A 14,903-nucleotide genomic window follows, 5' to 3' on the forward strand; every position below is an offset into this window, starting at 1 on the left:
CTGCCCCTTGTTCGCCAGATACATCGTTATCGCCGCCGTAAGGGTAGTCTTCCCGTGATCAACGTGACCTATCGTGCCGATGTTCAAATGCGGTTTTGTTCGTTCAAATTTTTCCTTGGCCATCATTCCCTCCTTAAATTACTTGTAAATAATATAATTTAATTTAAACTTAGTATTTCTTCACTCAACTTGAAGTTGTCCCGGTTATCTTCTCCATTATATCTTTAGGCACTTCTTTATAGAAAGAAGGCTCCATTGTATACGTTGCCCTGCCTTGTGTCAAGCTTCTTAAAGCCGTTGCATAACCGAACATTTGCGCCAGTGGAGCAGCTCCCTGAATGATCTTGGTCGTTCCCTTTTGTTCTATGTTCTCAACCTTGATCCTTCTCATGTTCATATCGCCTATCACATCACCAAGGTACTCATCAGGTGTCGTAACCTCAAGTTTCATGATCGGCTCTAGAAGAACCGGTTTAGCCTTGGAAAGACCGTTCCTCAAACCCAGTGACCCTGCGTTGCTGAAGGCCATCTCCGATGAGTCAACTTCATGATAACTTCCGTCGTAAAGTGTCACTTTGATATCAGTGACCGGATATCCCGCCAGGGTCCCTGTTTTTGAAGCGCCCATTACACCTTGCTGAACGGCCTTGAAATATTCCTTGGGAACTGCGCCTCCCTTGATCTCTTCCTCAAAGATTATGCCGGATCCGGGCTCGGCGGGTTCCACCCTGAGTTCCACATGTCCGTACTGACCTCGGCCTCCGCTTTGCTGAATGAACTTCCCCGTAGCCTCAACGGGCCTGGTTATGGTCTCACGGTAGGCAACTTGGGGATTACCTATATTCGCGCCAACCCTGAACTCTCTTTTGAGCCTGTCTATGATTATCTCCAGATGAAGTTCGCCCATGCCGCTTATAAGGGTCTGTCCCGTCTCCTCGTTGTATGCCACCTTGAAGGACGGGTCCTCGTTCTCTACCTTTTTCAGCGCCTCGCTCAGCTTGTCCTGGTCCGCTTTTGTCTCCGGTTCTATCGCCATGGATATGACCGGTTCAGGATAGTCGATCCTCTCAAGCGTCAACTGCTGTCCCTCACTGCAGAGAGTGTGCGCCGTTGAAGTGTTCTTCAGCCCAACGAGACCCACGATCTGACCGGGTCCGGCGGTCTGGGTCATCTCCCGCTGATCGGCGTGTATCTTCAATATCTGCCCTATTCTTTCCTTTTTCCCGACGGTTGAATTATATACATATGTGCCAGACTCCAATTTGCCCGAATAAATACGCGTGAATGTCAGGGTGCCCACATAGGGATCTGTCATCACTTTATAGGCATACGCGCAAAGCGGCTCTTTCTCATCGGGCTTGATCTCGTAGTCTTCCATATTCTTAAGTGAGGTGGCCCTGGGGGGCTTAACGTCAAGCGGAGATGGAAGGTAATCGCATATAGCGTCCAGAACGTATTTAACGCCTTTATTTTTGAGCGCAGAGCCGACCATGACTGGGACGAAAAGGTTCTTATTGGTCACTCGCCTTATAAATTTCACGAGTTGGTCAGGATATATCCCCTTGTCCATCAGATACATCTCCTGGACCTCATCATCAACTTCACCCAGTTTCTCTATAAGATTATGCCTCCAGTGACTGGAAATATCTTTCATGTCCTCCGGTATATCTTGTTCTGTCACCTCTCCCATGTCGCCCTCTTCCCCGAAAATGTAAGCTTTGCAGGTTATAAGGTCGATTATTCCCCTGAAATTATCCTCTTTGCCTATGGGTATCTGTATAGGCTGCGCGTTCGCACCTAGTTTCTTGTGCATATCGAGCATCACCTTATAAAAATCGGCTCCCACTCGGTCCATCTTGTTGATGAAAGCGATCTTCGGCACCTCATAGTGATCGGCCTGTCGCCACACTGTCTCGGTCTGAGGCTGTACACCACCAACGGCGCAGAAAACAACAAGAGTGCCGTCAAGAACCTTCAGAGATCGCTCCACTTCTATAGTGAAATCAACATGCCCGGGCGTATCAATGATATTGATCATCTTGTCTTTCCAGGCACAGCTTGTCACCGCGCTAGTGATGGTTATGCCCCGTTCCTGCTCCTGCTCCATCCAGTCCATTACGGCGGTACCTTCATGCACTTCACCCATCTTGTAGATCTTGCCCGTATGGTACAAAATGCGTTCAGTTGTAGTGGTCTTTCCCGCGTCTATATGGGCGATTATCCCTATGTTCCTGATATTATTTATGTTATCCATGTTTCTGTTATTCCCGGCATATATATGCTTCTTTTCAACGATCTGTTTCATTCAGCGAATTACCATTTATAATGGGCGAACGCTTTGTTGGCTTCGGCCATCTTATGCGTGTCTTCACGTTTTTTAATCGTAGAGCCTTCTTTATTGTAAGTGGCGAGAATCTCATCCGCCAGTTTGTCTTTCATTGGCCGGCCTTTCTGGTTCCTGGCAAAATCCCGTATCCACCTCATGGCCATGAACTGGCCCCGATCGGTCTTTACCTCTATAGGCACCTGATATGTCGCGCCGCCTATCCTCCTTGATTTGACTTCAAGCAAGGGCCGACCGTTCTCTATAGACTGTGTGAACACTTCAAGAGGATCCTTATCTGCGATCTTTTCCTTGATCACATCCAGCGCACCATAAACGATCTTTTCCGCAATGGACTTTTTACCGCGCTCCATCACCATGTTGATGAACTTGCCCAACAGCTTGCTGTGATACTTGGGATCCGGTCTTGCTTCTCTTCTTTCGGCTCTTCTTCTTCTCATATCACTATCCTCTTTTATTTACTGTTTCGGTTTTTTTGCCCCGTACTTGGATCTACCGCGTCTGCGTGATTCGACGCCCGAAGCGTCCAGCGTTCCTCGGATTATATGGTACCTGACCCCGGGAAGGTCCTTTACCCTGCCACCGCGGATGGTAACTATAGAGTGTTCCTGGAGATTGTGTCCTTCACCAGGGATATAGGCGGTCACCTCCATCTTGTTGGTAAGCCTTACCCTGGCTATCTTACGGAGCGCCGAGTTAGGTTTCTTGGGCGTTCTTGTCCTTACCTGCAGGCAGACCCCCCTACGCTGGGGGCATCCCTGCAATGCAGGAGAATTACTTTTCTCCTTGATGACTTTCCTGCCTTTTCTTATCAGCTGATTTATTGTCGGCATATCTGTCCTTTTCCTTTTTTGTTAAAATCAAGACTCTTCTTCTTCAAGAGTCTCACCTTCTTCCTTCTCTTCTTCCGGTTCAGGTTTCAGTAGCTCTCTATCCAGATCTATGTTCCGGTGGTTCATGAACCCTGTGCCCGCCGGTATGAGATGGCCCATGATGATATTCTCTTTCAACCCGTTCAGCGAATCCATCTTTCCGGTAGATGCCGCATCCGTGAGCACCCTGGTGGTCTCTTGGAAACTGGCCGCAGAGATAAAGCTTTCGGTGGTGAGCGAAGCCTTGGTTATACCCTGCAAAACGGGCTCAGCGGCAGCGGGCTTCTTCTTCTGTTTAAGCACCTTCGCGTTCTCTCTTTTGAAGGTGGACTTGTCCACTTTATCGCCTTGGAGGAACTCGGTGTCACCCGAATCAGTGATCTTAACGTTTTTCAGCATCTGCCGGATTATTACCTCGATATGCTTGTCGTTGATCTGCACGCCCTGTAGACGGTAGACCTCCTGGACCTCGTTAAGGAGATACTCTTGCAGCGCCTTCTCCCCAGAAACACGCAGTATGTCCTGCGGGACCACCGGACCGTCGACCAGCTGTTCACCCGCGTTGACATGGTCTCCGCGGTAAACGTTAAGGTGTTTGCCGTGAGGAATGACATATTCTTTCCTCATGCCGGTCTCACTCTCGATAACTATCCTCTTCTGCCCCTTTTTGGTCTCCCCGAACTCCACGATACCGTCTATTTCGCTGATTATTGACGGATCCTTTGGTTTTCTTGCTTCGAAGAGTTCAGCAACACGCGGCAGGCCTCCGGTAATATCCTTTGTCTTGGATATCACGCGGTGCGTCTTGGCGAGAACGTCGCCGGCCATTATATCCTGTTTGTCCTTGACCGTGATATGCGCGCCGACCGGTAAGGGGTATATCGCTTCAACCTCGTTCTTCTCGTTGATCAGGAGTATCTGCGGATGATAGTCCCCTTTCTGATCGATGATGACCTTGTTCCTGGCACCGGTAGCCGCATCTCTTTCTATCTTCATCGTGACATCTTTTTTGATGTCTTCGTACTGCACCTTCCCGCCGATCTCAGCGAGGATAGGCACGATATATGGATCCCACTCGGCGAACTTCTGGCCTTTTTTTATCTTGTCACCATCGGCAAAGAAGATATTCGACCCCTGAGGTATCGTCTGCCTTTCTATCTCTCTGCCGTCCGGCTCGTTAATGCTTATCTGACCGTTCCGGTTGAGAACGACGTACACGCCTTTCTGACGACTTTCAACGACCCTCAGGTTATGGTACTTAATAAAACCGTCCTCTTTACTCTCGAAAAAGGACTGCTCAATGATCCTGCTGGCCGTACCGCCTATATGGAATGTTCTCATCGTAAGCTGAGTGCCGGGTTCCCCGATGGACTGCGCGGCTATAACACCGACGGCTTCACCGATCTCGACCAGCTTGCCTGTGGCGAGATTGCGCCCATAGCACTTTGCGCAAACCCCTTGCTCCGACTCACATGTGAGAACGCTCCTTATGCGGATCTTTTCTATGCCGGATTTTTCGATCTCCTTTGCATGTTCTTCGGTAATGATCTCACCGGCCTTTACTATCAGGTTATCTGTTATGATGTCAACGATATTATCTAGCGCGACCCTGCCGACGATCCTTTCAGCGAGGGATACAACGACCTCATCCCCTTCAATGATGGCGGTTGCGGTGATACCCCCAAGAGTTCCGCAATCGATTTCCCTGATTATGACATCCTGTGCAACATCCACGAGCCTTCGTGTAAGATAGCCAGAATCAGCTGTCTTAAGAGCTGTATCGGCAAGCCCCTTACGCGCACCGTGACTTGAAATAAAGTATTCAAGCACGGTAAGACCTTCCCGGAAGTTCGCGGTGATCGGGGTCTCTATGATCTCACCTGACGGTTTGGCCATAAGTCCCCTCATCCCGGCGAGCTGCCTTATCTGCTGCCTGGAACCTCTTGCACCGGAATCAGCCATCATGAAGACGGGGTTGAAACTATCGAGGTTGCGGAAAACAAGGTTCGAGACGTCTTCGGTAACATGCGTCCATATGTCGATTATTTTATTATATCTTTCACCGTCGGTGATAAACCCTCTCTGGTACTGGCTCTGGATCTTTTCGACCTGTTCCTGAGCCTTGTCCAGCTTGGTCCGTTTCTCCGCCGGTATAACGATATCCGATACGGCCATGGACGCCCCTGAAAGGGTCGACTCCTCAAACCCGAGCTTCTTGAGCGAATCAAGAAGCTTAACCGTCGCGGCATGCCCTTTTAGATTATAACAGTCAGAAATAACCTGGCTGACCATTTTCTTATTCATCGGCTTATTGTAGAAAGGCATACCTTCCGGCAGCATATCATTAAAGATGACCCTGCCGACGGTGGTCTCGATGATCTCGCCGTCTATACGAACCTTGACCGGAGCTAACTTGTCCACCATGTCATTCTGGTAAGCCATGATGACCTCGCCCTTATCGGCAAACTCTATACCCTCTCCTTTTGACCCGGACTTGGACTTGGTTATGTAGTATGCACCAAGAACTATGTCCTGTGACGGTGTTGTTATAGGCCGGCCATTGGAGGGTGAGAATATGTTGTTGGCGGCGTTCATGATAAGCCTGGCTTCCATCTGCGCTTCCATCGAAAGTGGAACATGTACCGCCATCTGGTCACCGTCGAAATCGGCGTTGAACGCGGCACACACAAGTGGATGAATTCTTATGGCCTTGCCCTCAATAAGACGCGGCTGAAACGCCTGAATACCGAGACGGTGCAAAGTAGGCGCCCTGTTCAGTAATACCGGATGATCCTTGATGACCTCATCAAGTATGTCCCATACTTCGGGATTCTCCTGCTGAACCATTTTCTTCGCGCTCTTAATGGTATGGACAAACCCTTTTTCCCTGAGCTTACGGATAATAAACGGCTGGAAAAGCTCAAGAGCCATGATCTTGGGCAGACCACATTCGTTCAACCTGAGCTCTGGGCCTATGACTATCACGCTTCGGCCGGAATAATCGACACGTTTCCCCAAAAGATTCTGCCTGAACCTACCCTGTTTACCCTTGAGCATATCGGCCAGTGATTTGAGTGGTCTCCCCCCGGAGCCGAGCACTTCGCGGCCGTGTCTTCCATTATCAAAGAGCGCATCGACAGCCTCTTGCAACATGCGTTTTTCGTTCCTCACGATCACATCAGGAGCCTTTAGCTCCAGCAGCTTCTTCAAACGGTTATTGCGGTTTATGACCCTCCTGTAAAGATCATTAAGGTCACTAGTAGCGAACCTGCCGCCGTCAAGCGGCACCAACGGCCTGAGGTCGGGAGGAATGACCGGTATTATGTCCATGATCATCCATTCAGGCTTGTTCCCGCTCTTGAGAAATGTATCGACTACTTTGAGTCTTTTAAGAATCCTCTTCTTAGTGTTAAGATCCTTTTTCTCAGCCAGTTTCGCCTGGAGTTCCGCTGAGGCAGCTTCCAGATCTATGAGATTCAAAAGCTCACGGATAGCCTCAGCCCCCATCATCGCCTTGAATTTGTTTCCATATTTTTCTTTTGCTTCACGGTACTGTTCTTCTGTGAGCATCTCCTGGAGCTTCAGCGGCGTCTCGCCCGGATCGATCACGACATACTGCTCATAATACAGTATCCGTTCAAGATCCCTCATCTTCATATCGAGCATATTGGACATGCGCGAAGGAATGGCCTTGAAGAACCAAATATGCGAAACCGGAGCCGCAAGTTTTATACATGCCATCCAGTCACGACGGACGCTCGATTTTGTGACCAGCACGCCGCAGCGATCGCATCTGGTCCCCTTATTCTTGATTCTCTTGTATTTTCCGCAGTTGCACTCGAAGTCCTTTGTAGGACCGAAGATCCTTTCACAGAAAAGTCCGTCCCTTTCGGGCTTGAGGGTCCTGTAGTTAATAGTTTCGGGTTTTTTGACCTCGAACAAAACGCCCTTGTTCCCGACTTTACGCGTTGCCCATTCTTTGATCTTATCGGGAGAGGCTATCTGTATCCGCACATTATCGAACTTGTTCACTTTACGCAACATAATCTTACACCTCTCCTTGGACTTCTTCTTTTTGTTCAAGATGTACATCCAACCCCAGACTCTGCAATTCCTTGATCAAAACATTGAATGATTCAGGAGTACTGGGTTCAAGCATGTTTTCGCCCTTTACGATCGTTTCGTAGATCTTCGTACGGCCGACAACGTCGTCACTCTTGACTGTGAGAAGCTCCTGTAGGGTATAAGCTGCTCCATAGGCCTCTAGCGCCCAGACCTCCATCTCCCCGAACCTCTGGCCGCCGAACTGTGCTTTACCTCCGAGCGGCTGCTGCGTGACCAGCGAGTAAGGTCCTATTGACCGGGCGTGCATCTTGTCATCGGCAAGATGTGCAAGTTTCATCATGTAGATATAACCCACTGTCACTTCCTGGTCAAAAGGCTTGCCCGTGTACCCATCCCTCAGGGTAATCTTTCCGGAAACAGGAAGCCCGGCATCTTTCATGGCCTGTTCTATGTCTTTTTCCCTTGCTCCATCAAATACCGGGGTGGAGATCTTCATGTCGAGTAGTTTAGCCGCCCACCCGAGCTGTGTTTCCAAAAGCTGCCCGATGTTCATTCGACTCGGAACGCCAAGTGGATTAAGAACTATATCAAGCGGTGTGCCGTCCGGCAGATAAGGCATGTCCTCCTCTGTAAGGATCTTCGCTATAACGCCTTTGTTACCGTGACGCCCGGCCATCTTGTCACCAGCCTGCAGTTTTTTCTTGCTGGCGACAAAGACCGTTATTCTGCGAAGCACCCCTGGAGGGAGCTCATCGCCGTGTTTGATACGGTCAAGCTCTCTGTCCCGCTCTGTCATGGTCTGTTCTATCTGACCGTTTATGGTCATGACTATACCGTTGATCTTTTCCTGAAGCTTGTCATCACCGTCGACATAAACATTCTCGAGATCGGCTTTCTTGAATTTTGAAAGATCTTTTTCTGTGATCTTCTTTCCTGATTTGATAAGCTTCTTGCCTGTCTCCATATCTTCAAGATCGCTGATGAGTTTGTTGCCCAGAAGCAGTTTGTGTACTTTTTCCGCTTTTCTCTGCTCGAGCTGTTGGAGAATATTCTCGTAACCTTCTTTGACGATCTTGCGTTCTTTTGAATCCTGTCTTTTCTGTTCCTTCGTTCGCGTCTTTGTCACCTTCCTAGAAAGTTCCTTGACATCCACCACTATGCCGTCAACCCCCGAAGGAACGCGAAGTGACACGTCTTTCACGTCTCCGGCCTTTTCTCCGAAAATTGCACGAAGGAGTTTTTCCTCCGGAGAAAGCTCAGTTTCGGACTTGGGCGCGACCTTGCCAACAAGTATACTGCCGGGTCCGACCTCCGCACCGATCCGGATAATCCCGTTGGCATCAAGATTCTTCAAAGCGTCTTCGGAAACATTAGGTATATCACAGGTTACTTCCTCATTGCCAAGACGCGTGTCTCTCGCCTCGACCTCGAACTTATGTATATGCACCGAGGTGTAGGCATCATTCTTAAGGAGGTTCTCGTTTATAAGGATCGCATCTTCAAAATTGAATCCGCGCCATGACATGAAACCGACCAGGACATTCCTGCCCAGTGCGAGCTCGCCTGTCTCCGTCGAAATACCATCTGCTATGGGGTCTCCCTTTTTGACGCTATCCCCAACCTCAACCAGCGGCCTCTGATTCACGCATGTTCTCGCGTTGGTCCGTTCAAACTTCTTTAGCGGATACTTATCGACACCTACTACTATCTCGGAACCGTCAGCCTTGGTGACCTTACCCTCTTTTTTGGCTGTCACTACAGCTCCTGAATCAGCTGCGGTCCTTTTCTCAAGACCTGTGCCGACAAGTGGCGCCTCGGGAAAAAGCAGCGGAACGGCCTGCCTCTGCATGTTTGAACCCATAAGGGCCCTGTTAGCGTCGTCGTGTTCCAAAAACGGAATAAGACCTGCACATACGCTTACAAGCTGCAACGGTGATACGTCCATGTACTGTACGTCTTTTGCGTCGGCAAGTATAAAATCGGATTTAAACCTGCTGAACACCTTATCATTGGTGAATTTGCCGTCCTTTTCCAATTGCGAGTTAGCCTGCGCTATGATGTAGTTATCCTCGATGTCCGCAGAAAGATGTTCCACCTTATCGAGCACGCGGCCGTTCTCGACCTTACGGTATGGGGTTACGAGGAAACCATACTCGTCAACTCCAGAGAAAGAACTTAAAGAATTTATCAGCCCGATGTTGGGACCTTCCGGCGTTTCAATGGGACACAATCTTCCGTAATGCGAGTAGTGAACATCCCGGACCTCGAACCCTGCCCTCTCACGGTTGAGGCCTCCCGGCCCCAGAGCGCTTAAACGCCTCAAATGTGTAAGTTCGGCGAGCGGGTTTGTCTGGTCCATGAACTGGGAGAGCCTTCCCCTGGCGAAGAAATCATGTATAACGCTGGTGATAAGCTTCGTGTTCACCAGGTTATGCGGCATAACATCCTCCATTTCATATACGCTCATGCGTTCCCTGGCCACCCTTTCTACCCTAGCCATACTTATGCGTATCTGATTGGAGAGCTGTTCACCAACACATCTGACCCTTCTGTTACCCAGATGGTCAATATCGTCAACTGTTTTGGTCCCGCCTTTTATCTCAAGCAGATATCGGATCGATTTGACAAGCGTATTCGCGTCAAGAAGATGATTGTCCAACGGCCTGTCAATACCCAACTTTCGGTTTATCATTCGGATCCCGACATCAGTAAGGTTATATCTTCTCTCATCAAAGAACATCTGATCAAGAAGAGCCTGCGCTGACTCCAGCGTTGGAGGATCGCCGGGTCTTAATTTGCGGTATATGTCCAGATAAGCTTCTTCCTTGGTCTTGGTGCCGTCGTGCTCAAGCGTGCTCACCATCTCTTTGGGAACATCCTGGAGCAGTTTCACCTTGCGTATCTTGCTGTCCCATATACGTTCAGCTACCGAAGGTGTTATCCTTTCGGTCTTCTGGGCTATGATGGAGGATGTCTGTTCATCCACGAGATCCTCAGCAAGAACCCTGCCAATAAGCTCCTCAGTCTGTTTCTGACGAGTCAATGTGATATCTTCGGTCCCGCCAAAGGCTTCAAGTATATCGGAATCCTGTGAAAGCCCGAAGATCCTCAGGAAGGTCGTGGCAAGAAATTTTTTCTTGCGGTCTATATACACATGCAGGAGATCGCTCTTGTCGAAAAGGAATTCGATCCATGCTCCCCTGTCCGGGATAAGCCTTGCGGTGAAAATGGACTTGCCGCCGGCTGCATTGGTCTCTTCAAAAGATATGCCCGGGGAACGATGAAGCTGACTGACAACTACACGCTCGTCGCCATTGATGATATAAGTACCCACATCGGTCATCAAAGGTATCTCCCCTACGTATACCTCCTGCTCCTTTATTTCGTTTTCCAGCTTAAGACGCAACTTCATCCTGAGCGGCGCCGCATATGTCAAAGAACGCCGTTTGCATTCTTCAGAATCATACTTGGGTTGTCCGATATCATAATAAAGATATTCAAGACTGTACGTCCCATCCCTGCTCACTATAGGAAAAACTTCCCTGAACAGTGCCTCAAGACCGAAATTCTTCCTTTTGGTCTTGGACGTGTAGCGCTGGAGAAAATCGTCGTACGAATCTATCTGGATCTTTATCAGGTTAGGAATATCGTACACATCCTTAAGCCTGGCATAACTTTTCCGTTTGAGTTTGACGGTCATTCTGTATCCATCCCCTTGTTTGCTCGCTAAAAACAGTATGCTAAAGACAAAACACCGAGAGCTATAAGCCATAAGCCCCGATAAATAAGGCCCACGGCTTATAGCTACTGCATGGAGTGATGTTACTTCAACTCTACTTTGGCGCCAGCCTCTTCAAGCTGTTTCTTCATCTTATCGGCTTCGTCCTTCGGAATGCCTTCGGCGACTTCTTTAGGGGCCGCTTCAACAAGATCCTTCGCTTCCTTGAGACCGAGGTTCGTCAGAGCCCTGATCTCCTTGATAACGTTGATCTTCTTAGCGCCTACATCAGCAAGAACAACTGTAAAGACGCTCTTTTCCTCTTCTTCGGCACCGCCGGCGGCACCAGCCGCTCCTGGGGCTGCAGCAACAGCCATAGCGGGTGCTGCAGCGCTAACACCGAACCTGTCCTCAAGCGCCTTAACCAGGTCGGAAAGTTCAAGAACGCTCATGTCCTCTATGCTCTTGATCAAACCTTCCATTTTTTCAGAAAGCTCCACCTTCGGCTTCTCTTCCTCAGCGGGAGCCTCTTTCTTTTCTTCGGCTACAGCAGTTTCGGTCTTTTCCTCAGCAGCAGCCTCGGTCTTCTCCTCAGCCGGAGCCTCAGCCTTAGCCTCTTCAGCCTGTGCCTGTTCTTTTTTCTGTTCCTCAGCCATTTTAAATCCTCCTTAGATTTATCATTTTTCGCTTTTGCTTTACTTCTATCTACCATCCGGCCTTAGCATCATCGACCGGCACGCATGTATAAATAAGGTTACGCCGCTTGTTCCTTTTTTTCTTTTATCGCGTTCACAGCGTAAAGAACGCTCCTGAGCACCGAGGAGAGAACGCCCACAAAACCCGAGATAGGTGCGTTCATTGTACCCACTATCATAGCCAGCAACTGTTCCCGGCTGGGCAGATCCGCAAGTTCTTTTACTCTCTCTGCGGAAAGAACCCTGCCCTCCAGATAACCCTTATCAAGGTTGAATCCTTTGTTCTTTTTGGAGAACTCGGACATGATCTTCGCTATCACCACCGGATCATCTTCAATAACACCGATACCGTGGGTTTTCTTATCGGCTATGGACGAAGCCAGCTCATCAACTCCCGACTCTTTCAGAGCAATGTTCGCCAATTTGTTCTTGATTACGATATACTGCGAACCGGATTGCCTCATCTTCTTGCGGAAAACATCAATCTCATTGGCCTTTATGTTCTCTACATTTGATAGGACGAACCCTTTTTTCTCGGAAATGATATCTTTCATTTCCTTTACCATCAGTTCTCTGACCTTCTTACCGTATTTTTCCGACATGATATTTCCTTTTTTCTGAAAAACAGCTAATTAATCATCCCTGCCTGAACTGGTTCTTGTCTAGCCTGAGACCGGGTCCCATCGTACAGCTAATAGCTATGGATTTCACATTCTGTATCTTCTGCAATTTCGGGGAACTGCCCATCACCGCCTTAATAAAGGAAGTAATATTATCAATAAGGGCCTTCTCATCAAAAGAAAGCTTTCCCACCGGACCCTTTAATCCTGACTGTTTATCCATCCTGTACTCGATCTTACCGGCTTTTAACTCATTCACCGCCTTGGCTATCTCTTTGGTTACGGTGCCGGCTTTAGGATTGGGCATAAGCCCTCTGGGGCCAAGTATCTTCCCGAGCTTGGCAAGATCTTTCATCATATCAGGGGTAGTTACCGCAACGTCAAAATCGAGCCAACCGCCCTTAACTTTTTCAACAAGTTCGTCCCCTCCGACGAAATCAGCACCCGCTTCTTTAGCTTCTTTCTCGAAATCCCCCTTGCAAAAGACCGCGATACGGGTCTTTTTGCCTGTGCCGTGAGGCAGAGAAACAACCCCCCGGATGGGATCCGATGTCTGTTCAAGATTGAGCTTCATGGCAACTTCCACCGTCTGGTCGAAATTGGTCGACGGAGCCTTTTTAAGAAGAGATACGGCCTCTTTAAGGTCATATTCATTTTTCTCGCCGACAAGTTCCTTTATCGCTTTCTGTCTTTTGGTCATGTTAGCCATTTATATCCACCTTCTATTTTTCTTCGACTTCGATGCCCATGCTTCGCGCAGATCCCTTAATGATCTCGATCGCGCCCTTTTCATCAACAGCGTTAAGGTCTTCCATCTTTTCCTTGACGATCTCCTTGACCTGGTCAATGGTGACCTTCCCTACTTTTTCGGCTTTGGGATTGCCGCTGGCCTTGGCTATGCCGGCCGCTCTTTTCAACAGTACGCTCGCGGGAGGGCTTTTTATAATAAAATCAAAAGTTCTATCTTCATAAAGGCTTATTACTACCGGCAGCACCAGCCCCTGCCTGTCCTTTGTCCTGTCGTTGAACTGCTTGCAGAAATCCATTATGGGTATTCCGTGCTGTCCCAGCGCCGGACCTACCGGTGGTGCGGGATTTGCCTGGCCCGCCGGGCAGTACAACTTGATCTGTGTCTTTACTTTTTTCGCCATTTTTTCTCCATCTACATTTTCTCGATCTGCCAGGCTTCCAACTCCACCGGGGTCGGTCTGCCGAAAATCGATATCATGACCTTTATTTTGCCTTTTTCCAGGTTAGTTTCCTCAATCGTACCAGTGAAATTCTTGAAAGGACCGTCCTTGACCCTCACCGATTCTCCCTGGGCGAACAGAACCTTTGGTACGGGCTTTTCTTTGGCTTCCTGTGTCTGCTTGAGAATCTCTTCAACTTCATCATCTTCAAGCGCGACGGGCCTGGTCTTCGTGCCCACGAAACCGGAAACCCCGGGTGTGTTCTGTATCAAGTACCATGTCTTGTCATTAAGCTCCATCTCTATGAGCAGATACCCCGGGAAAAATTTCCTCTCGGTGATCTTCTTCTCTCCTTCCCTTACTTCCGCCACCTTCTCGGTGGGGATGAGAACGTTCTTGATGAACTTTTTCTTTTCGGGTTCGCTCTCCAGCTGGTTCTCAAGTGATTTCTTAACCACGCTTTCTTTGCCAGTGAGCGTATGAACTACATACCATTTCATAGCCATGATCAGAAGACCCCTCTTATCAGTACGTTAATGATCCGCGAAAGGAACAGGTCGCATACGCCTATGTACAAAGCCATCAATATCGTCGAAATTAAGACTACAACGGTCGAGCTTACAAGTTCATCTTTTGAAGGCCATGAGACCTTCTGCATCTCCGTCTTGACCTGACTCACGAATTTGCCGAACTTTATCATGATATACCTTCGCGTTTTCTTTTTCCCTTTTCCTTTGCCCGAAACCCATCTATCTTGATGGCAGGAGAGACAGGCCTCGAACCTGCAACCCCCGGTTTTGGAGACCGGTGCTCTGCCAATTGAGCTACTCTCCTACCTTTTCAACTCTTTATGCAGAGTATGTTTCTTGTCATGACTACAGTACTTTTTCCGCTCCAAACGATCCGGATTGTTCTTCTTATTCTTCTTCGTGGTGTAGTTTCGGCGTTTGCAGGTTTCGCACTGCAGGGTTATGATCTCTGTTGCGCCTTTTTTCTTTGCCATTTCATCCCCGTATGGATAAAAAGGCGCAGCGTTTATACGCTGCGCCCTAACTTCTATTCAAGTATCTCCGATATAACACCGGCACCCACGGTATGTCCGCCTTCTCTTATGGCAAACCTCAGCTCCTTCTCAAGAGCCACCGGCGTTATAAGTTCGACTTCCAGCGTCACGTTGTCGCCGGGCATTACCATCTCGGTGCCTTCAGGCAGCTTCGCCACACCGGTCACGTCCGTGGTCCTGATGTAGAACTGCGGCCTGTATCCGTTAAAGAACGGCGTGTGACGTCCACCTTCTTCCTTGCTGAGGATGTATACCTCCGCCTTGAACTTCTTGTGCGGCGTGATCGATCCCGGAGCGGCCAGTACCTGACCTCTTTCCAGATCTTTCTTCTCTATA

14 protein-coding genes and 1 tRNA gene are annotated in these 14,903 nt (G+C 48.9%); all 15 read right to left on the bottom strand.

Annotation, left to right across the window (positions count from 1 at the left end; genetic code table 11):
• Positions 1 to 123: elongation factor Tu (gene tuf / locus GF409_08205; protein ID MBD3427187.1), on the bottom strand; the 123-nt coding region annotated here is incomplete at its 3' end.
• Positions 124 to 184: 61 nt separating this feature from the next.
• Entirely contained in the window at positions 185 to 2,254 is a 2,070-nt protein-coding gene (gene fusA / locus GF409_08210; GenBank protein ID MBD3427188.1) for an elongation factor G, read from the bottom strand.
• Between the two features lie 59 nt (positions 2,255 to 2,313).
• A complete protein-coding gene (gene rpsG / locus GF409_08215; GenBank protein ID MBD3427189.1) occupies positions 2,314 to 2,784 on the bottom strand; it encodes a 30S ribosomal protein S7 in 471 nt (156 codons plus the stop codon).
• A gap of 18 nt (positions 2,785 to 2,802) precedes the next feature.
• Complete coding sequence (locus GF409_08220; protein ID MBD3427190.1) at positions 2,803 to 3,177, bottom strand: 30S ribosomal protein S12; 375 nt, start codon at positions 3,175 to 3,177, stop codon at positions 2,803 to 2,805.
• Positions 3,178 to 3,204: 27 nt separating this feature from the next.
• Positions 3,205 to 7,260: a DNA-directed RNA polymerase subunit beta' gene (gene rpoC, locus GF409_08225; protein ID MBD3427191.1), complete on the bottom strand. Its 4,056-nt coding sequence runs from the start codon at positions 7,258 to 7,260 to the stop codon at positions 3,205 to 3,207.
• 4 nt (positions 7,261 to 7,264) lie between these two features.
• Positions 7,265 to 10,981 carry a DNA-directed RNA polymerase subunit beta gene (rpoB, locus tag GF409_08230; protein MBD3427192.1) on the bottom strand — a complete coding sequence of 1,239 codons (3,717 nt, stop codon included), beginning with the start codon at positions 10,979 to 10,981 and terminating at the stop codon, positions 7,265 to 7,267.
• Positions 10,982 to 11,103: 122 nt separating this feature from the next.
• A complete protein-coding gene (gene rplL, locus GF409_08235; GenBank protein ID MBD3427193.1) occupies positions 11,104 to 11,481 on the bottom strand; it encodes a 50S ribosomal protein L7/L12 in 378 nt (125 codons plus the stop codon).
• A 272-nt stretch (positions 11,482 to 11,753) separates the two neighbouring features.
• Complete coding sequence (rplJ, locus tag GF409_08240) at positions 11,754 to 12,296, bottom strand: 50S ribosomal protein L10 (protein ID MBD3427194.1); 543 nt, start codon at positions 12,294 to 12,296, stop codon at positions 11,754 to 11,756.
• 34 nt (positions 12,297 to 12,330) lie between these two features.
• Complete coding sequence (locus GF409_08245) at positions 12,331 to 13,014, bottom strand: 50S ribosomal protein L1 (protein ID MBD3427195.1); 684 nt, start codon at positions 13,012 to 13,014, stop codon at positions 12,331 to 12,333.
• A gap of 22 nt (positions 13,015 to 13,036) precedes the next feature.
• Positions 13,037 to 13,465, bottom strand: coding sequence for a 50S ribosomal protein L11 (gene rplK / locus GF409_08250; GenBank protein ID MBD3427196.1), 429 nt, complete (start codon positions 13,463 to 13,465; stop codon positions 13,037 to 13,039).
• Between the two features lie 11 nt (positions 13,466 to 13,476).
• Positions 13,477 to 14,010: a transcription termination/antitermination factor NusG gene (nusG, locus tag GF409_08255; GenBank protein MBD3427197.1), complete on the bottom strand. Its 534-nt coding sequence runs from the start codon at positions 14,008 to 14,010 to the stop codon at positions 13,477 to 13,479.
• A gap of 2 nt (positions 14,011 to 14,012) precedes the next feature.
• Positions 14,013 to 14,204, bottom strand: a complete 192-nt coding sequence (gene secE, locus GF409_08260; protein ID MBD3427198.1) for a preprotein translocase subunit SecE — start codon at positions 14,202 to 14,204, stop codon at positions 14,013 to 14,015.
• Between the two features lie 58 nt (positions 14,205 to 14,262).
• A tRNA-Trp gene (locus GF409_08265) sits at positions 14,263 to 14,338 on the bottom strand.
• Positions 14,337 to 14,507, bottom strand: coding sequence for a 50S ribosomal protein L33 (gene rpmG / locus GF409_08270; protein ID MBD3427199.1), 171 nt, complete (start codon positions 14,505 to 14,507; stop codon positions 14,337 to 14,339). Before rpmG ends, GF409_08265 begins: the two co-directional genes overlap by 2 nt.
• 53 nt (positions 14,508 to 14,560) lie before the next feature.
• On the bottom strand, positions 14,561 to 14,903 hold a 343-nt coding region (gene tuf / locus GF409_08275; protein ID MBD3427200.1), incomplete at its 5' end, for an elongation factor Tu.

The sequence above is a fragment of the Candidatus Omnitrophota bacterium genome (genome assembly GCA_014728045.1).
Classification (GTDB): Bacteria; Omnitrophota; Gorgyraeia; order Tantalellales; family Tantalellaceae; genus WJMH01.